Below are 17,461 nucleotides of genomic sequence, written 5' to 3'. Positions count from 1 at the left end.
CACCCTGACCATTGGCCGCTTTTCGCGGCCAGCCAATTTCGGAACCAACGCTGCGCGTTGTTTTTTGCATCGTGCTTCGCACGATTTCGCAGCATAGCTGCTCAGGCAAAAAGCCGCAGCCCCAGCCGGCGGCCGCCGCATCGGAACGGCGGGCCCTTTTCGCTTCCTTTTCGGGCACGAAAAGGAAGGACCACCCGGCAAAATGCCGCTTTCCCGGCAGCAACGAGGTCAATCAACCCCACCGCCGCTGCACGGCACCTCCCCTTGCACAGGGACATCCTTGACAGGATACAGTCCGGTTTATGACGAATCCTTTGTGGTAGGATAAACACAGGAAACAGCTCCACAGGGTTGACAGAAAACTGAAAACAAGATACTCTGAATTCAGGAACAGAAACACCACCCAAAGGAGCCGGCCCATGAACGCCATGTATGAGAATATCCTGGAACTCTGCCGACGTGACGGCATCAATGTGACCCAGATGTGCCGTCAGCTCAGGATCCCCCGCAGCACCCTGTCCGAACTGGGCGCGGGGCGCACCCGACAGCTGACCCTGAAGCATGCCGGTCCCATTGCGGAGTTTTTCGGGGTGAGCATCGCCCAGCTGGCCGGGGAGGAACCCCTGCCCGCCGATCCGACCCAGCCCGCCCCGGCGGACGACCCTGCCCTGCGGGATGAACCCATCGCGGCTTACGAAAACTGCAAACGCTATCTGACCGAGGACGACAAGGCCGACATCGCCACCCTCATCCGCCTGCGGGCGGAGATCAACCGGGGCCGCCGGTGACCGCCCCCGTCCCGGAGAAAGGAACACCATGCCCTACGACCTGGACAGCACCGTTGCCGAACTGGAACGGGAGGATATCGTTGTGCTGGACTGCCCGCTGCGGGCCAACCGCTGTCTGGCCCTGGCCAACGGACGGATGGTGGGGGTGGACAGCCGCCGCTTCGGCACCCAGGCCGAACTGCGCACCGCGCTGATCCATGAGGACGGTCACTTTGCCTCGGGCGCCTTTTACACCGCCTACAGCCCCTATCAGCTCAGGGCCCAGGCCGAACACCGGGCCGACAAGGCCGCCGTGCTCAAATACCTGCCCTATGAGGAGCTGTCCGTCCGGCTGCGGGCGGGGGATACCTTGTCCGAGGCGGCGGAATATTTTTGCGTGACCGAGGACTTTTTGCGCAAAGCCTGCGAATTGTACCGCAATATGGGCAAAACCTTTGCCGGTACAGAGGGGGAATCGGTTTGATTTTGGGACAGGATATGCTATAATAAACAGAAATCATGGTTTCCCGCACACAGCCGGGGAAAGAACGGGCGTGTTCCGCCTTTCCGGTCAGGAAGGCAAAAGGACGGCTCCGGCGTTCCCGGCGGTGATTCCATGCCCGGAATCGGGCAGAGGCGGAAACCGCCCTTTCCCGCAGGGGCCATCCCGGCCGCCGGGAACAGGACCCTGCACCGGAACGGCGCGGCAGATACGGAGCCCGCGCAAAGTTTATCAGAATAAAGGAGTGGTAGCGTGGACAACGCAGCGAAACAGATGAAATCAGGTCAGTACAAGGTGATGGTATCTCACTTTGTACAATATGTGCCGCTGGTCCGGGAACTGGTGGGCCGTGACCTGAAGGTCAAGTATCGCCGCAGCTTCCTGGGATATATCTGGAGCGTGCTGAACCCCTTGCTGATGATGATGGTCCAGACCATCATCTTCTCCTATATGTTCCGCAGCAACATCCCCAACTACCCGCTGTACCTGATCTGCGGCAATACCCTGTTCACCTTCTTCAATGAAAGCGCCAACATGGGCCTTGTTTCCATCATCCAGAATGCCGCCCTGATCAAAAAGGTATATATCCCCAAATATATCTTCCCCCTCAGCCGGGTCGTGTCCAGCTTTGTGACCATGAGCTTCAGTCTGGCCGCCGTCGTGCTGGTCATGCTCATCACCCGGTCGCCTCTGCACTGGACCATCCTCCTGTTCTGGATCCCGCTGCTGTTTTTGCTGATCTTCTGCGCCGGCGTGGCCATGACCCTGTCGGCTCTCACCGTGTATTTCCGGGATATCCAGCATCTGTTCGGCGTGGTCACCCTGGGCTGGAACTACGCCACCCCCATCTTCTACCCCATTGAACAGCTGCCCGACTTCGCCCAGACCCTGATGAAGTTCAACCCCATGTACCACTATATCAACTTTTTCCGCAACCTGGTCATGTACGGCAACATTCCCGGTCCCAATACCTGGATCGCCTGTGCCGTGTCCAGCTTTGTGATGCTGTTTGTGGGTCTGTGGACCTTCCGCAAGCTGCAGCGCAACTTTATCCTGTACGTGTAAGGAGGCCCACATGAACATCAATGAGCAGCCGGTCATTGTGGATGTGAACCATGTATCCATGCGGTTCAATCTGGCAACCGAAAAGACCGAGACCCTGAAGGAAACCCTGGTCAAGCGCCTGCAGGGCAAACTGAGCTTCAACGAATTCTACGCCCTGAAAGACGTATCCTTCCAGGTACGCCGGGGCGAGGCTGTGGCCCTCATCGGCCGCAACGGTTCCGGCAAGAGCACCATGCTCAAGGTGGTGGCCGGCGTCATGTACCCCTCCCAGGGCTCCTGCGGGGTGTACGGCAGCATCGCCCCCATGATCGAGCTGGGCGCCGGCTTTGATATGGACCTGACCGCCCGGGAAAACATCTACCTCAACGGCGCGGTGCTGGGCCATGACCGCAGCTTTATGGATGCCCATTTTGACGATATCGTGGATTTTGCCGAACTGCGGGAATTCATCGACGTGCCGGTGAAGAACTTCTCCTCCGGCATGGTGACCCGTCTGGGCTTCGCCATCGCCACCGAAGTCACCGCCGACCTGCTGGTGGTGGACGAAGTGCTGGCCGTGGGCGACTTCATGTTCCAGCAGAAATGCCTCAAGCGTCTGGACCGGATGCTGTCCGGCGGCACCACCCTGCTGTTCGTCAGCCACAGCACCCCCCAGGTCTGCGAACTGTGCGACCGCGCCATCTGGCTGGACCACGGCGTCAAGCGCGGCGACGGCCCCGTGCGGGAAGTCTGCGACGAATACGAGGATGCCATGCGCAGAGGGGAAGCATAAATCAGGACCCAGGCCGCCCGCGGGGCGGCTTTTTTGTATGGACCACCGCCCTTGCATCCGGGCACAGGGCATGGTACAGTAGGAATGACCCCGGTCATACCTGCTTTTCGGCAAAACCCAATGGAAAGGACCCCTATGGAGGAAGTCAGAAAAAAGATCAAAAACCTGCTGCAGTTCGTGTTCAGCCGTCTGGTGGTCACCATGCTGCTGTTGCTGCTGCAGGTCATCTGGATGTTCGTGCTGTTCAACGAACTCACCGTCTATGCCAGCTGGATCAACTTTATCTGTCTGGCCATCAGCATCATCATGTGCGCGGCCCTGATCCGCAAGGACTCCACCGTGCCGGAATTCAAGATCAGCTGGATGGCCCTGTTCATGCTCATGCCGGTGCAGGGCGGGCTTCTGTATCTCATGTGGGGCGACCACCGCCCCGCCTACCGCCTGCGCCGCAAGCTGGAAAAGGCCAGCAAGCGCATCAGCCCCCTGCGCACCGACGCCCCCGGCCCCTATGCCGCCCTGGACGCCGTGGACCCCCGGGCGGGGCGCACCGCCAACTACCTGCGCAGGCAGGGCGGGTTCCCCCTGTACGGGGACACCGAAGTGACCTATTACCCCTCCGGCGAAGCCATGTTCCCCGCCATGCTGGCAGCGATGGAGAGCGCCGAACAGTATATATTTGTGGAATTCTTCATCATTGCCCAGGGCAAGATGTGGGACAAAGTCCATGACGTGCTCCGGCGCAAGGCCGCCCAGGGGGTGGACGTGCGGCTCATCTACGATGATGCCGGCAGCGTCACCCGGCTGCCGGTGGGGTACTGGCGCAAGCTGGAAGCCGAGGGCATCCGGGCGCTGCCCTTCAATCCCTTTGTGCCCATGGTGAACCTGGTCATGAACAACCGTGACCACCGCAAGATCCTGGTGGTGGACGGCAAGGTGGCCTTCACCGGTGGCATCAACCTGGCGGACGAATACATCAACCGCATCCGCCGCTTCGGACACTGGCGGGATGCGGGGGTCCGGCTGTGCGGGCCCGCCGCCTGGAGCTTTGCCACCATGTTCCTGGAATTCTGGACCGCCAACCGTCCCCAGAGCGACGAGCGGGCGGTGCCCAGACCCCGGATGCCCGAGGGCGTGCGGCATACCGGGCTGGTGCAGCCCTTCTGCGACACCCCCGTGGATGACGAGTGCGTGGCCAAGAACGTGTATCTGGAAATGATCAACCAGGCCCAGCGGGAGCTGTTCATCACCACCCCGTACCTGATCCTGGACAACGATATGCTCACGGCGCTGTGTCTGGCGGCCAAACGCGGGGTGGATGTGCGGGTGTACACCCCCGCCATCCCGGACAAGAAGAGCATTTACCAGCTCACCCGCAGCTACTTCCCGGTGCTGATCCGGGCAGGGGTCAAGATCTTCACCTACACCCCCGGGTTCCTCCATGCCAAGAACTGGCTGTGCGACGGGCACATCGGGGCGGTGGGGTCCATCAACCTGGACTACCGCAGCCTGTATCTGCACTTTGAATGCAGTGCGGTGCTCTACGGCTGCCAGGCCCTGGAGGATCTGCGGGCGGATATGCTGGACATTGAGGAAAAGAGCCATCTGGTGGATCTGAGCGAATGCCGCACCGGCTGGTTCGGCACCCTGCTTTCCGCCGCCCTGCGGCTGCTGGCGCCTTTGTGCTGAAGTATCAAAACACGGTATACCCCCGGCGGGAACTTCCGCCGGGGGTATTTTTGCAGCAAAAACAGGGAAATAAAAATAGTTCTCCGGAAGGGCTCCGCAGGGTTGACAACCAAAGGTTGTTGGAATATACTGGCCTTACAGAAAACTGTAACACTATTGCCAGACAAAAGGAGGATCTATGAACAATCGGGAAAAGAGCAAATGGATGGAACAGTATCGCCGTGAGCAGAGCCGCCTGCGGCTGCTGTGCAGCGAACTGGATGCGCTGCGCAGCCAGGGGCGGGAGCTGTGCCGGCTCCGGGACGGCAGCGAGGAGGCGCCGCCGCCGGACTGGCTGGCCAGGGACCTGGCCCAGGCGCGGCAGGAGATGGAGGCCCAGGCGGCCCGGTGCGTGGTGCTGCGGCGCCGCATGGTCAGGGCCATCAGCCGGCTGGAGGATGAACGGCAGCGGGAGGTCCTCTGCCGACGGTTCCTGCAGGGACAGACCGCCGCCGAAGCCGCCGACGAGATGGGGGTGGTACCCCGGCGGGTGGAGCAGCTGCAGACCGAGGGCATGCGTTTGCTTGTGGTGGACTTGCAGGAAACAGGAACGGAAACCAAACAAAAAGGGCGGCTGAAGGGTACATATTGAGCCTGCGGGGATGTTTCGTCCGGATTTCTTACAGAATACGGTAACGTTTTGTTGAACTTTCGGGACGGAACATGGTAGGCTATGAATGCGGAAAGGGGGATGGACGATGCAGGACGGGATCACACCCGACCGTGTGCTGGACGAACTGGCGCTCATCGCCTTTGCCGACCTGCGCGGCGGGGACCTGCCGGTGAAGGCGGCGGACAAACTGCGGGCGCTGGAAATGATCTACCGGTACCTGGGCATGGGGGACGGCCCGGGCAGCGAGGAGGGGGTGGTCATTGTGGACGGGGAATGACCCCCGCACAGGAAAGGAGGAACGACCCATCCGTGTACGACTGAAAGAGGTGATCGCCCCGGTGTTCTGGGGCGTGCACTGCGAGATCCGCCGGGGGAGCGTGCAGGAACTGGTGGCCAAAGGGGGCCGCGGTTCCGGCAAGTCCAGTTATATTTCCCTGGAAATCATTCTGCAATTGCTGCGCCACCCTGACTGTCACGCCGTGGTGCTGCGCAAGGTGGGCGGCACCATGCGCACCAGCGTCTACGCCCAGATCTGCTGGGCCATTGCCGCCCTGGGCCTGGGGCGCAGGTTCCGGTGCACCGTCAGCCCCATGGAGTGCACCTACCTGCCCACCGGGCAGAAGATCTTCTTCTTCGGCCTGGACGACGCGGGCAAGCTCAAGAGCGTGCGGGCACCCTTCGGGTATATCGGTCTGGCCTGGTTCGAGGAACTGGACCAGTTCGACGGCCCCGAGGAGGTGCGCAGCGTGGAGCAGAGCGTCTTCCGGGGCGGCGGGTTCAGTCTGGCCTTCAAAAGCTTCAACCCGCCCGCCATGGGCCGCAGCTGGGTGAACCGGTATGTACTGGAATCCCGGGACGGACGCCGGGTGCTCCACTCCACCTACAAGGATCTGCCGCCCCACTGGCTGGGACCCCGGTTCCTGGCCGATGCCGAACACCTGAAACAGGTCAACCCGGTGGCCTACCGCCACGAGTATCTGGGCGAGGTGGTGGGCAGCGGCGCGGCGGTGTTCGACAACCTGAAGCTGGAACCCATCCCCGAAGCCCGGATCGCGGCCTTTGACCGGCTGTACCACGGGGTGGACTGGGGCTGGTACCCGGACCCCTGGGCCTACAACGCCGCGGCCTACGACCCCGCCCGACGGGTGCTCTACCTCTTTGATGAGCTCACCCGCCACCGCACCTCCAACCGGGACACCGCCAGACTGCTGCTGGACCGGGGCGTAGGCGGGGACGAGGGCGGCTGGCTCACCGCCGATTCCGCCGAACCCAAAAGCTGTGCCGACTACCGGGCATTCGGCCTGCCCTGCCGCGCCGCCCGCAAGGGACCGGGCAGCGTGGAACAGAGCATGAAATGGCTGCAGAGTCTGGGGGCCATCGTCATCGACCCCGCCCGCTGCCCCGACACCGCCGCCGAGTTCACATCCTATGAGTATGAGCGGGACCCCCGCACCGGCGCGGTGCTGCCCGGGTATCCCGATGTGAACAACCACCACATCGACGCCGTGCGCTACGCGGTGGAAAGCATCTGGCGGCGCCGGGGCCGCTGAGTGACAAAGGAGGAAGGATTGAAAACATTTCTGGAACAGGCCTTTGGCCGGTCCGATGTGACCGGGCCGGCCATGCACGCGGCCATCCGCGAGTGGTTCGACCTGTATTTCGGCCGGACCCTGCCGGGGGAGGACCCCTCCGGCCGGCTGCCGGTGCTCATTGTGGACAAACTCTGCCGTGCGGTGTTTGCGGAGTACGAGACCCGCCTGGAAGGGGCAGACTGGATGGAAAGCAACCTGCAGGCGCTGAACGCCGTGCGGCGTCGGGCGCTGCAGAACGCCCTGGTGGGCGGCGAATGCCTGCTCAAGCCGGTGCCCCGGGACGGGCACTTCGATTTCGTGCCGGTGCGACGGGACTGCTTTGCCCCCCTGGCCCGGGACGCCCACGGCCGGCTGCAGGCGGTGGGCACCATGGAACTGCTGGCCCGGGGCGGGCGGCGGTACGCCCTGCTGGAACGCCGCAGCGCGGGGAACCAGGGGCTTTGCATCGAGACCCGCCTCTTCGAGCTGGCGGGGGACGCCCTGGGGCGGGAAACAACCCTCGCCACCCTGCCTGAGACCGAGGCCCTGCGCCCCACCCTGCTGCTGCCCGGTGTGCCCGGGGTGGGACTGGCCACCCTGCGCACCCCCCTGCTCAACTGTGTGGACGGCGGCCCCGAGGCGGTGGCGGTCTTTGCCCCGGCGGCTGGGCTCATCCACAGCCTGGGCCGCACCGAACACCAGCTGCGCCGGGAATTTGAGAACGGCGCCGCCCGGGTGTTCGCCTCGGAGGATCTGCTGCAGGAGGATGCCTCCGGCCGGCGCAACCTGCGGGACGACCTTTTTGTGGGCCTGCCCGACGACCCCGCCAACCTGGGGGTGACGGTGTACAGCCCCGCCTTGCGGGAACAGAGCTATCTGGCCCGCAAGCAGGACATCCTGCGGGGGTGCGAGAGCCTCATCGGGCTCAAGCGGGGGCTGCTCAGTGAGGTGGAAGCCACCGAGCGCACCGCCACCGAGGTGACCGCCTCCACGGGGGATTATGACCTGACCATCCGGGATTTTCAGGCCATGTGGGAGCGGGCCCTGCGGGAGGCCCTGACCCTGTGCGACGCCCTGGGCCGTGCCTACGGCCTGTGCGCCGGCGCACCCTTTGACCCCGATGCCGCCCTGACCCTGGACTGGGGGGACGGGGTGCTGTACGACCGCACCCGCACCTGGAACGAATACCTGGACATGGTGGACGGCGGCCTGCTGCGCCCCGAACTGGCCCTGGCCTGGTATTTCGGACTGCCCCACGAGACCGAGGCCGACCTGGCCGCCATCCGTGGGCGGTATATGCCCGATGCAAAGGAGGTGAAACCGGATGGAACCCAACCAGAATGAACCCGCCACCACCCCCGCCCCCTACGCGGCGGGCACCGGCACGGCGGCCATGCTGCCCGGGCGGGAAGCCCTGGACCGCATGAGCTACCGGGAACGGCTGGCCCTCAAGCACAGCGACCCCGCGGCCTACGAACAGCTGCGCCGCGGCTGAACCTGACATCTGAAAGGAGAACATACATATGGCAGATATGACCACCAAACTGGCGGACCTCATCGACCCCGAAGTCATGGGCGATATGGTGAGCGCCCGCATCCCCAAGAAACTGCGGGTGGCGCCCTTCGCCAAGGTGGATGACACCCTGGTGGGTGTCCCGGGCGATACCATCACCGTGCCTGCCTACGGCTACATCGGCGACGCCGCCGACGTGGCCGAAGGCGCCGAGGTGGCCATCGAGAAGATGACCACCTCCACCCGCAAGGCCACCGTGAAAAAGGCCATGAAGGGCATCAGCCTCACCGACGAGGCGGTCCTCTCCGGCTACGGCAACCCGGTGGGCGAGGCCAACACCCAGCTGGCCCTGTCCATCGCCGCCAAGATCGACAACGACTGCATGGACGCCCTCCAGGGGGCCAGCCTGACCTTTGACGGCAGCAGCGCCAACATCAGCTATGCGGGCATCGTGGACGCCCTGGACCTGTTCGAGGAGGAACAGGGCAGCGACAAGGTCATCTTCGTCCACCCCAAGCAGGTCACCCAGCTGCGCAAGGATCCGGACTTCCTCTCCGCCGACAAGTACCAGGCGGGGGTCATGGTCTCCGGCGAGATCGGCATGGTGGCCGGCTGCCGGGTGGTGCCCTCCAAGAAGGTGCCCCTGGTGGACGACGACGCCAACTACTCCTGCCCCATCGTCCGTCTGGAAAGCGATCCCGAAACCGAGGACGAGATCCCGGCCCTGACCATCTACCGCAAGCGGGAGGTCAACGTGGAGGCCGAGCGCAAACCCAAGATCCGTACCACCGAGATCACCGCCGATGAGTTCTATGTGGCGGTGCTGTCCAACGAAGCCAAGGTGGTGCTGGCCAAGTTCAAGGTCTGAGAGGGGGCATCGCCTTGCCGGACTACGCTTTTTACACCGATGCCTACCTGGGGGAGGATATCCCCGAAGCGGACTTCCCCCGCTACGCCAAGCGGGCCGCCGCCAAGCTGGCCCACTACAACCAGGTGTTCCGGGTGAGCCCCCGGGAGGGCATCCCCGACGCCGAGGACAACGCCCTGTGTGCCATCGCCGACGCCATGTACGAGTTTGACGCCGAGGACAGCCGCCGCGGTCTGGCTTCGGCCAGTGTGGGCTCGGTGAGCGAGACCTATGTTGCCCCGGCGGAACTGTCCGCCACCACCCTCTATCTGCGGGAAGCCTACTTCCGCCAGGTGGCCGGGGACTTCCTGCTCATGCGGCGGGGGGTGCGCCATGGGTGAACGCCTGCGGTATCCCCTGTGCACCCAGACCGTCACCCTCTACCACCCGGACGAAGCGGCCGGGACGATCAGCCGCACCGTGGTGCAGGGGGTATTCCTGGACCGGCGGGTGCGGATGACCCACACCGAGACCGGACAGCAGCAGGCCCAGGCCTTTGTGCTCATCATTCCGGCGGCGGCGGGGCTGCCGGGGCAGGACTACACCCTGGAACCCGGTGACCGGGTACTGGAAGGTACCGGGCCGGAACTGGCCCGGGAGGACTGGCCGGAATTTGTGTCTGCGGTGCGCCCCGGCGTCTGCTGTGTGCAGTATGTGGACCCCAAAACGGTGCGGGGGCGCCTGTGCCACCTGGAAGCCGGCGGCTGGTGGACCCGCTCCGGCAGCGGCGCCCACAGCCTGACCAACTGAGGAGGACCGCCCATGGAAGAGCAACTGAAGACCCTGTGCGACTGGCTGCGCACCGCGCCCGCCCTGGCCGGGGTGAAGACCCTGTGGGTCGACGGCGCCCCGGCGGTGCCGGGGACGGCGGGGCTGTTCCCGGCGGGGGTGCAGGTGACCGAACGGCGGGTGAACCTGTGGGGGGAGCTGCGCCTGCGCTGTCGGGCTTCCTTCACCCTGCGGCTGGTGCTGCCCTACGGCGGGCGCAGCGCCCGCGACAACGCCGCCACCCTGCTGGAACTGCAGCGCTGGGTGCTGGAACAGAGCGCGGCGGGAACGGCCCCGGTGTTCGGCAACACCGACACCGCACAGGAACGGCTGACCGCCGCCGACGCCAAACTGGAACGTGCCTCCGATGAGGGTACCGCCGTCTATGCCGTGCAGCTGAAAGCCGAATACACCCTGCAGTACTGAAAGGAGAGAACCCTTTGAAGATCGAACGCAAATACATGGCCCACTACCTGAACGCGGCCTTTTCCGACGCGGACAGCGAATACTGCCGCCTGGGCGCCGACCTGGAGGAATATTCCCCCGAACTGAGCGCCAATGTGGAAAAAAAGACCAACATCCTGGGCCAGACCTCGGTGGTCATCGACAGCTACCAGAAGCAGGGCGAAGTCTCGCCCTACTACGCCGAGAAGGACGACCCCCTGTTTGAGAAGCTCCAGGCCATCATCGACGGTGACCTGGTGCTGGACCAGCTCAAGACCGACATGGTGGAGGTCAAGCTGTGGGGCGATGAGGGGGACGGCGCCTATCCGGCCGTGAAGGAAGAAGTGTACGTGGAGATCGTCAGCTACGGCGGCGACACCACCGGCTACCAGATCCCCTTCAACGTCCACTACACCGGCGTCAAGACCGCCGGCACCTTCAACGTGAGCACCAAGACCTTCACCCCCACCCCGGCGGCGTAAAGCCCGCAGGGCGGGTGGGCGGGAACTGCAAAGGAGCGTGATTTTTCGATGCACAAACTGCTGGTGGATACCGGTGTGGAGGAATTCGAGGTCAACGGGCGGGGCGTGCTGCGCTTCAACCCCGGGGACCCCAACCTCTACCACCGCTTTTTCGCGGCCCGGGAGGAACTGGCCGCCCTGGATGAGGAGCTGACCCGCCAAAGCGCGGCCCTGCCCGAAGACGGCGGCGGGGCGGCGCTGGCGCTGCTGGCGGACTATGACCGGCGGATCAAGGCCCTGCTGAACCGGGTCTTCGGCGCCCCCAATGACTTTGATGTGCTGCTGGACGGGGTCAACCTGGCCGGTGTGGGCACCAACGGCCGCCGTGTGGTGGAAAATCTGCTGGAAGCCCTGACCCCCATCCTGCAGGCAGGCGCCCAGCACACGGTGGAAGCCACCGCCCGACAGGCGGTGGCGGCGGCGGACGCAGCCCGGGCCGCCCGGGGCGGACAGGCATGACCGGCTGGGACCTGCCCGCCGCCCTGCCGGTGGGGGAACAGTCCTGGGCCATCCACGGGGACTTCCGGGATGTGCTGGAGGTGATCGGCTGGCTGGACGGGGACCAGGGGGAGACCCTGCTGCCGGAGGAACGGTGGTATGTGGCCATGGCCCTGTTTTACCGGGACTTTCCCCGCATGCCGCCCGCCCTGTATCCGGAAGCGGCCCGCAGGCTGGCGGAGTTCATCGCCGGCGGCCGGCCGGATACGGCGCCTCCGGGCCCACGGCTGCTGGACTGGCAGCGGGACGCCCCCATGATCGTGGCAGGGGTGAACCGGGCGGCGGGATGTGAGGTGCGGTCCCTGCCTTTTCTGCACTGGTGGAGTTTCCTGGCCTGGTTTTCGGCCATCGGGGAAGGGCCGCTGGCCACGGTGGTGTCCATCCGGGACAAGCTGCGCCGGGGTAAAAAGCTGGAAGCCTGGGAACTGAGCTATTACCGGGCCCACCGGTCCGAAATCGACCTGCGCCCCGCCCGCAGTCAGGCCGAGCAGGCGGAACATGACCGTCTGCTGGCCATGCTGACAAAATGAGAGAGGGGGAACGATTTGGCAAAAACCATTCTGTTTGAGGAAAATTCCTCCGCCCTGAAGACCAGGCTGGGAGCACTGCAGGACAGCCTGAGCGGGCTGAACACCGCCCTGCGCACCGCCGAGACCGGGGCGCGCAGGGCAACCGCGGTCACCCAGGGGCTGCGGTCGGCCTTTGTCCATGCCGCCGCCCCGCTGACCGATACCCTGAACCCGGCCCTGGCCCAGCTGAACACCCTGACCGGGACGCTGGGCGGGCGCAGCGGGGCAGCCAAGGCGGCGGTCGGCCTGGACCAGGTACAGCAGGCGGCGGCTTCCGCAGCCAAGAGCACCGCCAAGGCGGTGCGCAGTCTGGCCGGGTTCGACGAGATCATCCGGCTGGGCGCCCCGGCGTCCTCGTCGGCAAGCAAAGGCTCTTCCGGCAGCAGCAAGAAGAGCAGCAGCACCAAAAACGAGGCCGACGAGGCGGTGCAGGAGACCCGGACCGCGGTGCAGACCGTGCGGGACCTGCTGGATGCCCTGTGGGCGTACCTGCGCAAATATTACGCCGACACCATCCTGTCCTGGGGGTCGGTCTGGCGGCACATGCGGGACGCGGCCCTGCAGGTGTGGGAGCCGCTGCGCACCGCCATCAACGACCTGTGGCAGGGCAGTCTGGTGCCGCTGGGCAACTATCTGCTCACCGAATTCATCCCCGGGGTGGTCAACAAGTTTTCGCTGGCCCTCTGGCCGGTGATCAACGGGGTGGGGACCGCGGCCATTACCGGCCTGGGCAACGCCTTTGTGTGGCTGGCCGGGGTGATCGGGCAGGCGCTGGACGGGGTGGTGCTTCCGGCCCTGCAGACCGGGCTGGCGGTCTGGACGGAACTCATGCGGGGCATCTACACCGTCTGGCAGACCTACGGCGCCCCCATCCACCAGGGCATCATCCAGGCCATCGACAACCTGGTGGGCATCCTGGACGCCCTGTGGACCGGGACCATCCTGCCCCTGGCCCAGGGGCTGCTGGCCCAGGTGTCCGCCGTGTGGCAGGACTGTCTGGTGCCTCTTTTCGGGGAATTCACCCTGTACATCGGTTCGGTGGCCAACCTGATGCTCCATCTGTGGAACCAGGTGCTGGCACCGCTGCTGGAATGGCTGTCCGCCGCCTTCGGACCGCTGGTGACCCAGCTTTGTCTGGCCATCAGCGGCGCGGTGACCACCGCCGTGGGCGTGGTGGCCGGTCTGGTCAGCACCCTGCTCACCGCCCTGCGGGGGCTGGCGGATTTCCTGTCGGACGTGCTGTGCGGACAATGGCAGAAAGCCTGGAACGATATGGCCGACACCGCCGCCCGGGTGTGGGAGCGCATCACCTCCACCATCAGCAGCGCCATCGACCATCTGAAGTCGCTGTTTGACGGGTTCGTGTCCGGCATTACCGGCTGGCTGGACAGTGTCTTTGCCGCCGCGGACCGGCTGGGCGGTCTGCCCAGCAACGCCCAGAAGGTGGGCAACACCCGGGCGGCGGAGTTCCGCGCCCTGCCGTCCCTGCCCGGGGAGGTCCTGCAGGTCCCGGCGCTGGCCCGGGGTGCGGTCATCCCGCCCAACCGGGAATTCCTGGCGGTGCTGGGCGACCAGCGGCAGGGCACCAACGTGGAAGCCCCCCTGGCCACCATCCAGCAGGCAGTGGCCGCCGCCATGCAGGACATGCAGGAGGGCGAACTGGCCGCCCTGACCCAGGTGAGCCGGCTGCTGAGCCAGATCCTGGAGGCCGTCTGCGGCATCCGGGTGGGGGATGAGGTCATCGGCCGTGCGGTGCAGCGCTACCAGCGCCAGCAGGGCGTCATGACGGGAGGATACTGAGCATGCGGACAAAAGTGGACTTTTATCAGGTGGACGGGGTCCCCATGCTGGTTCCCGACGACGAACCGGAATTCAGCTTTGCCGATCTGGACGCTTCCGATTCCGGCCGGGACGAAAGCGGGGTCATGCACCGGATGATGGTGCGGGAAAAGGTGGGCAGCTGGAGCTTTTCCTACGCATGGCTCACCGACGAGGAACTGCGGTATCTGCGGGACCTTTTTGCGGGCAAGGCACAGTTTGCCTTCACCCATCCGGTGTTCGGCGCCAGCGGCGAGACCGAGACCTGCACCGCCTACATGAGCCAGTGCAGCGCCGTCTGGAAGAACCGGCGCACCGGGTTGTGGCGGAACTTCAATTTCAACATCATTCAGTGCTGAGGAGGGACCCATGCTGAAACACAAGATCCTGCTGGCGGATGGCCGGGTGCTGACCAGCGGTCCCGATACGGACAACGCCATCCGCAGCGTGACCCTGACCGAGCAGGTCAGCGATGAGGATGATCTGTGCCCCGGTGCGGCCTGTGCGGCCTGCGCCGAGATCGAACTGTGGGCGCCGGAAAACGGGCTGCGCATCGCCCAGGGAGAGGAACTGACCCTGCTGCGTCTGGATACCGCAGCCGGCACCGAGACCCAGGTGGGCATCTTTCTGGCCGAAAAGCCCACCAAGGACAGTGCCAACGTGTACAGCATCACCGCGTATGACCGCATGACCCTGTTCGACCGGGATATGTCCCACTGGCTGGAAGAAACCCCCTTCCCCCTGACCATGGCCGACTTCCTGAAAAGGCTCTGCGAGGCCTGCGGGGTGGAACCGGCGGCGGGGACCCTGGACGGGCTGCCCCAGGGGGATTACCAGATCCGGCCCTTTGACGGGGGCAGTGTGACCGGACGACAGCTGCTGCAGTGGACGGCCCAGGCCAACGGCCGGTTTGCCCGCATGACGGCGGAGGGACAGCTGGAACTGGCCTGGTATTCCCGGATGGAGGGCATGCCGGCGATCGCGGCCCCCGGGGAGGCGGCTGTGCCGGTGGGGCTGCGCCTGTCCGATGGGATCCTGCGCACGGCGGAAGAGGCGGTGTGGCGTGTGTCCCAGCAAGCCGGCTATTATCTGCAGGGGTCCCTGCAGTACGAGGACTACCAGACGGCCCCGGTGGACAAGGTGCAGCTGAAACAGAGCGATGGGGATGTGGGGGTCATCTGGCCCCCGGCAGAGACCGGGACCAATGCCCTGGTGATCCGGGGCAATCTGCTGCTGACCACCGACAGCGCCGCCGCCCTGGAACCGGTAGCCCGCACGGTGTTTGCCTCGGTGGAGGGGATGGGGTATACCCCCCTGCGCCTGACCATGCCGTTTGTGCCGGAGATCCGTCCCGGGACGGCCCTGGATGTGGTGGACGCCTACGGGCAGGTACGCCGCACCCTGGTGATGAAGCGCCGGATCAGCGGTCAGACCATGGAGCTGGAAAGCACCGGCAACGCCCGACGGGACACCACCACCGCCGTGAACACCCGCAGCTACCGGGATCTGCAGGGCAAGGTGCTGGAAATGCAGACCACGGTGGACGGCCTGGAACTCAGTGCACAGCAGGATTTCCCGGGAAACCGTCTGGCATCGGCGGTCTGGCGGCGGGGCAGTTCCTCCGAAGGTGCGGGCGGCACGGTCACCCTGAACGGGCAGCAGGTCACCCTGCAGGGGGACGGCACCGGCAGCTGCGGGGCGGTCATGGACCTGCCGGAACAGGACCTGCCGGTGCTGGCGGGGGCTGCCCTGCAGGTCCGGCTGCGGTATCGCATCACCCGGGAGATCCAGGTCGCCGGGGCGGGCAACCAGGCATACATCACGCTGTTTGCCATGCATGAGGACGGCAGCTATCAGAGCAGTACCCTGGCCATTCTGGCCTCGGAGGGCAGCTCGGGGGCTGTGTGTGACTGGACCGAGCTGGAACGGCGGATGGAGCTGGATTCCCGGGCCGTGACCCGCCTTTACCTCTTTGTGAACATCCGGCAGGGCACCGGTACGCTGGAAGCGGACAGCCCCTCCCTGGAGATCGATGGGGTCAGGAACACCCGACTGAGCCTGACGGCGGCGGGGGTGCAGCTTTCCAGCGCGGTCATCGACCTGACCGGTACGGTCAGCTTCACCGATCTGGCCGGAGAGGGCAAGACCACCATCAACGGCGCCAACATCACCACCGGCACCATCGATGCCGGCCGGGTGAACGTGACCAACCTGAACGCTGACAACATCAAAAGCGGTACCCTGGCCAGCCAGAATGGTGCGCTGACCATTGACCTGAACAGCGCGGCGCTGGTGGCCGGCAACGGGGCGTCGCTCCGGGCCGGTTCGGACCAAGACTATACCCGGTTCCAGTGGAACGGCTTCAACAGCTATACCGGCGGGGCACTTCGCTCCGGCATGGAAAACAACTGGAGCTGGTTCAACCGCAGCATGACGGCGATCTTTTCCACCTCCGGCCTGACCGGAATCGGATACAAAAACGCCGCCGGAAGTCTGCAGGTGGGCTACACCTACGACCCCTACTCCGACATCCAGAGCGGACATGTGAATTATCTCAGCGGGGCGGTCTATGGCAGCGACACCATCAACGCCCGCATCCAGCGCTGCCGCTACCAGATGTATCTGGAAAATGGGGTGGCCGGCCAGAACGACGCCCAGATCCAGGCCTATGACAATGCGGTGCGCATCTACGGCCAGGGGTTTTACGTCAACGGCAATATAGGGTGCTCCGGCGCCAAGAACCGCATCGTCGCCACCGGGCATTACGGAAACCGGGCCCTGAACGCCATGGAAAGCCCCGCCGCCATCTTCTGTGACAACGGCAGCGGCATTCTGGATGAGGAGGGGCTCTGCCTGCTGGTGATCCATCCGGTGTTGGAGGAATGCCTGGACCCCCACGCCCTGCCCCAGTGGCTGGTGACCGGGGCCGGTCCGGGATTCTGGGTGGAAAAACAGGGCCGGAACGCCCTGGTCCACGGGCCGGCGGGCACGGCCTTTGACTGGCTGGTCCTGGCACCCCAGCAGGGATACAGCGACTGTTACGCCGACGCGGTGCCGGACAGCGGCGGCGTGCCGGACGCGGCCGGGGAGACCGAGCTGGATTTTGTGGCCGCCCGGACGGCCCGCCGCACCCAAGAACTGGATGCCCTCACCGACGCCGTGGCGGCGGAGTGGGCCAGACTGGAAGAAATGGAGGAGACCGTATGAAAAAACTGACGGCTTTTACCGTACACACCACCGCCGAAGGCAAGCGCTGTGCCTACATGTACAGCGTGATCGACGGTGACGGCAATATCACCGAGAGCAACAAGCGCGCCAACTGCGTGCTGCTGGACGAGTCCGCCCTGGCGGCGGTGCAGGAGCTGGAAACCTTCCTGACCGGCCGGCTGACCGAGCTGGACTGAGGCG

21 protein-coding genes are annotated in these 17,461 nt (G+C 65.0%); all 21 read left to right on the top strand.

Annotation, left to right across the window (positions count from 1 at the left end; translation table 11 throughout):
* Nucleotides 1–419 precede the first annotated feature (419 nt).
* The 21 genes from AC127K_RS05640 (at nucleotide 420) to AC127K_RS05540 (ending at nucleotide 17,457) form a co-directional block, all read left to right on the top strand.
* Nucleotides 420–788 carry a helix-turn-helix domain-containing protein gene (locus AC127K_RS05640; protein ID WP_294541048.1) on the top strand — a complete coding sequence of 123 codons (369 nt, stop codon included), beginning with the start codon at nucleotides 420–422 and terminating at the stop codon, nucleotides 786–788.
* Between the two features lie 28 nt (nucleotides 789–816).
* Nucleotides 817–1,251 carry a M48 family metalloprotease gene (locus AC127K_RS05635; RefSeq protein WP_294541050.1) on the top strand — a complete coding sequence of 145 codons (435 nt, stop codon included), beginning with the start codon at nucleotides 817–819 and terminating at the stop codon, nucleotides 1,249–1,251.
* Nucleotides 1,252–1,521: 270 nt separating this feature from the next.
* Complete coding sequence (locus AC127K_RS05630) at nucleotides 1,522–2,334, top strand: ABC transporter permease (RefSeq protein ID WP_483721883.1); 813 nt, start codon at nucleotides 1,522–1,524, stop codon at nucleotides 2,332–2,334.
* A 10-nt stretch (nucleotides 2,335–2,344) separates the two neighbouring features.
* Nucleotides 2,345–3,106 carry an ABC transporter ATP-binding protein gene (locus tag AC127K_RS05625; protein WP_294541054.1) on the top strand — a complete coding sequence of 254 codons (762 nt, stop codon included), beginning with the start codon at nucleotides 2,345–2,347 and terminating at the stop codon, nucleotides 3,104–3,106.
* A 135-nt stretch (nucleotides 3,107–3,241) separates the two neighbouring features.
* On the top strand, nucleotides 3,242–4,792 hold the full coding sequence (gene cls, locus AC127K_RS05620; protein WP_483721882.1) for a cardiolipin synthase: 1,551 nt from the start codon (nucleotides 3,242–3,244) through the stop codon (nucleotides 4,790–4,792).
* Between the two features lie 178 nt (nucleotides 4,793–4,970).
* Nucleotides 4,971–5,423 carry a sigma factor-like helix-turn-helix DNA-binding protein gene (locus AC127K_RS05615; RefSeq protein WP_483721881.1) on the top strand — a complete coding sequence of 151 codons (453 nt, stop codon included), beginning with the start codon at nucleotides 4,971–4,973 and terminating at the stop codon, nucleotides 5,421–5,423.
* A 106-nt stretch (nucleotides 5,424–5,529) separates the two neighbouring features.
* The gene (locus AC127K_RS05610; protein ID WP_294541060.1) at nucleotides 5,530–5,721 is read left to right on the top strand and encodes a hypothetical protein; all 192 of its coding nucleotides are present in this window, start codon (nucleotides 5,530–5,532) and stop codon (nucleotides 5,719–5,721) included.
* Nucleotides 5,705–6,994 (top strand): PBSX family phage terminase large subunit, encoded by a 1,290-nt coding sequence (locus AC127K_RS05605; RefSeq protein WP_483721880.1) that lies wholly within the window; start codon nucleotides 5,705–5,707, stop codon nucleotides 6,992–6,994. The genes AC127K_RS05610 and AC127K_RS05605 overlap by 17 nt, the downstream gene beginning before the upstream one ends.
* Before the next feature lie 18 nt (nucleotides 6,995–7,012).
* Nucleotides 7,013–8,359 carry a hypothetical protein gene (locus tag AC127K_RS05600; protein ID WP_483721879.1) on the top strand — a complete coding sequence of 449 codons (1,347 nt, stop codon included), beginning with the start codon at nucleotides 7,013–7,015 and terminating at the stop codon, nucleotides 8,357–8,359.
* Nucleotides 8,340–8,510, top strand: a complete 171-nt coding sequence (locus AC127K_RS05595; protein ID WP_294541066.1) for a hypothetical protein — start codon at nucleotides 8,340–8,342, stop codon at nucleotides 8,508–8,510. The genes AC127K_RS05600 and AC127K_RS05595 overlap by 20 nt, the downstream gene beginning before the upstream one ends.
* A 28-nt stretch (nucleotides 8,511–8,538) precedes the next feature.
* The gene (locus tag AC127K_RS05590) at nucleotides 8,539–9,396 is read left to right on the top strand and encodes a N4-gp56 family major capsid protein (protein ID WP_483721878.1); all 858 of its coding nucleotides are present in this window, start codon (nucleotides 8,539–8,541) and stop codon (nucleotides 9,394–9,396) included.
* A 14-nt stretch (nucleotides 9,397–9,410) separates the two neighbouring features.
* Nucleotides 9,411–9,776, top strand: a complete 366-nt coding sequence (locus AC127K_RS05585) for a head-tail connector protein (RefSeq protein WP_294541070.1) — start codon at nucleotides 9,411–9,413, stop codon at nucleotides 9,774–9,776.
* Complete coding sequence (locus AC127K_RS05580) at nucleotides 9,769–10,185, top strand: hypothetical protein (RefSeq protein WP_294541072.1); 417 nt, start codon at nucleotides 9,769–9,771, stop codon at nucleotides 10,183–10,185. Before AC127K_RS05585 ends, AC127K_RS05580 begins: the two co-directional genes overlap by 8 nt.
* A gap of 12 nt (nucleotides 10,186–10,197) precedes the next feature.
* On the top strand, nucleotides 10,198–10,629 hold the full coding sequence (locus tag AC127K_RS05575; protein WP_483721877.1) for a hypothetical protein: 432 nt from the start codon (nucleotides 10,198–10,200) through the stop codon (nucleotides 10,627–10,629).
* Between the two features lie 14 nt (nucleotides 10,630–10,643).
* Nucleotides 10,644–11,129 (top strand): hypothetical protein, encoded by a 486-nt coding sequence (locus AC127K_RS05570; RefSeq protein ID WP_294541076.1) that lies wholly within the window; start codon nucleotides 10,644–10,646, stop codon nucleotides 11,127–11,129.
* A 48-nt stretch (nucleotides 11,130–11,177) separates the two neighbouring features.
* Entirely contained in the window at nucleotides 11,178–11,627 is a 450-nt protein-coding gene (locus AC127K_RS05565; RefSeq protein ID WP_294541078.1) for a hypothetical protein, read from the top strand.
* Nucleotides 11,624–12,196 carry a Gp15 family bacteriophage protein gene (locus tag AC127K_RS05560; RefSeq protein WP_294541080.1) on the top strand — a complete coding sequence of 191 codons (573 nt, stop codon included), beginning with the start codon at nucleotides 11,624–11,626 and terminating at the stop codon, nucleotides 12,194–12,196. Before AC127K_RS05565 ends, AC127K_RS05560 begins: the two co-directional genes overlap by 4 nt.
* Before the next feature lie 15 nt (nucleotides 12,197–12,211).
* The gene (locus AC127K_RS05555; RefSeq protein ID WP_483721876.1) at nucleotides 12,212–14,035 is read left to right on the top strand and encodes a phage tail protein; all 1,824 of its coding nucleotides are present in this window, start codon (nucleotides 12,212–12,214) and stop codon (nucleotides 14,033–14,035) included.
* A gap of 2 nt (nucleotides 14,036–14,037) precedes the next feature.
* A complete protein-coding gene (locus AC127K_RS05550; protein WP_294541083.1) occupies nucleotides 14,038–14,412 on the top strand; it encodes a hypothetical protein in 375 nt (124 codons plus the stop codon).
* A 10-nt stretch (nucleotides 14,413–14,422) separates the two neighbouring features.
* Nucleotides 14,423–17,260, top strand: a complete 2,838-nt coding sequence (locus AC127K_RS05545) for a hypothetical protein (protein WP_483721875.1) — start codon at nucleotides 14,423–14,425, stop codon at nucleotides 17,258–17,260.
* Nucleotides 17,257–17,457, top strand: a complete 201-nt coding sequence (locus tag AC127K_RS05540; RefSeq protein WP_294541087.1) for a hypothetical protein — start codon at nucleotides 17,257–17,259, stop codon at nucleotides 17,455–17,457. Before AC127K_RS05545 ends, AC127K_RS05540 begins: the two co-directional genes overlap by 4 nt.
* Nucleotides 17,458–17,461 lie beyond the last annotated feature (4 nt).

This window comes from Subdoligranulum sp. DSM 23681 (genome assembly GCF_057005535.1).
The sequence above is the reverse complement of the archived record's forward strand: the minus strand, read 5'-3'. Positions and strand labels throughout refer to the sequence as shown.

What these genes read in the sequence shown, in the direction of transcription:
- AC127K_RS05640 (WP_294541048.1), top strand. Translation starts at nt 420, where the DNA reads ATGAACGCCATGTATGAGAATATCCTGGAACTCTGCCGACGTGACGGC.
- AC127K_RS05635 (WP_294541050.1), top strand. Translation starts at nt 817, where the DNA reads ATGCCCTACGACCTGGACAGCACCGTTGCCGAACTGGAACGGGAGGAT.
- AC127K_RS05625 (WP_294541054.1), top strand. Translation starts at nt 2,345, where the DNA reads ATGAACATCAATGAGCAGCCGGTCATTGTGGATGTGAACCATGTATCC.
- cls (WP_483721882.1), top strand. Translation starts at nt 3,242, where the DNA reads ATGGAGGAAGTCAGAAAAAAGATCAAAAACCTGCTGCAGTTCGTGTTC.
- AC127K_RS05615 (WP_483721881.1), top strand. Translation starts at nt 4,971, where the DNA reads ATGAACAATCGGGAAAAGAGCAAATGGATGGAACAGTATCGCCGTGAG.
- AC127K_RS05610 (WP_294541060.1), top strand. Translation starts at nt 5,530, where the DNA reads ATGCAGGACGGGATCACACCCGACCGTGTGCTGGACGAACTGGCGCTC.
- AC127K_RS05595 (WP_294541066.1), top strand. Translation starts at nt 8,340, where the DNA reads ATGGAACCCAACCAGAATGAACCCGCCACCACCCCCGCCCCCTACGCG.
- AC127K_RS05590 (WP_483721878.1), top strand. Translation starts at nt 8,539, where the DNA reads ATGGCAGATATGACCACCAAACTGGCGGACCTCATCGACCCCGAAGTC.
- AC127K_RS05580 (WP_294541072.1), top strand. Translation starts at nt 9,769, where the DNA reads ATGGGTGAACGCCTGCGGTATCCCCTGTGCACCCAGACCGTCACCCTC.
- AC127K_RS05575 (WP_483721877.1), top strand. Translation starts at nt 10,198, where the DNA reads ATGGAAGAGCAACTGAAGACCCTGTGCGACTGGCTGCGCACCGCGCCC.
- AC127K_RS05565 (WP_294541078.1), top strand. Translation starts at nt 11,178, where the DNA reads ATGCACAAACTGCTGGTGGATACCGGTGTGGAGGAATTCGAGGTCAAC.
- AC127K_RS05560 (WP_294541080.1), top strand. Translation starts at nt 11,624, where the DNA reads ATGACCGGCTGGGACCTGCCCGCCGCCCTGCCGGTGGGGGAACAGTCC.
- AC127K_RS05550 (WP_294541083.1), top strand. Translation starts at nt 14,038, where the DNA reads ATGCGGACAAAAGTGGACTTTTATCAGGTGGACGGGGTCCCCATGCTG.
- AC127K_RS05545 (WP_483721875.1), top strand. Translation starts at nt 14,423, where the DNA reads ATGCTGAAACACAAGATCCTGCTGGCGGATGGCCGGGTGCTGACCAGC.
- AC127K_RS05540 (WP_294541087.1), top strand. Translation starts at nt 17,257, where the DNA reads ATGAAAAAACTGACGGCTTTTACCGTACACACCACCGCCGAAGGCAAG.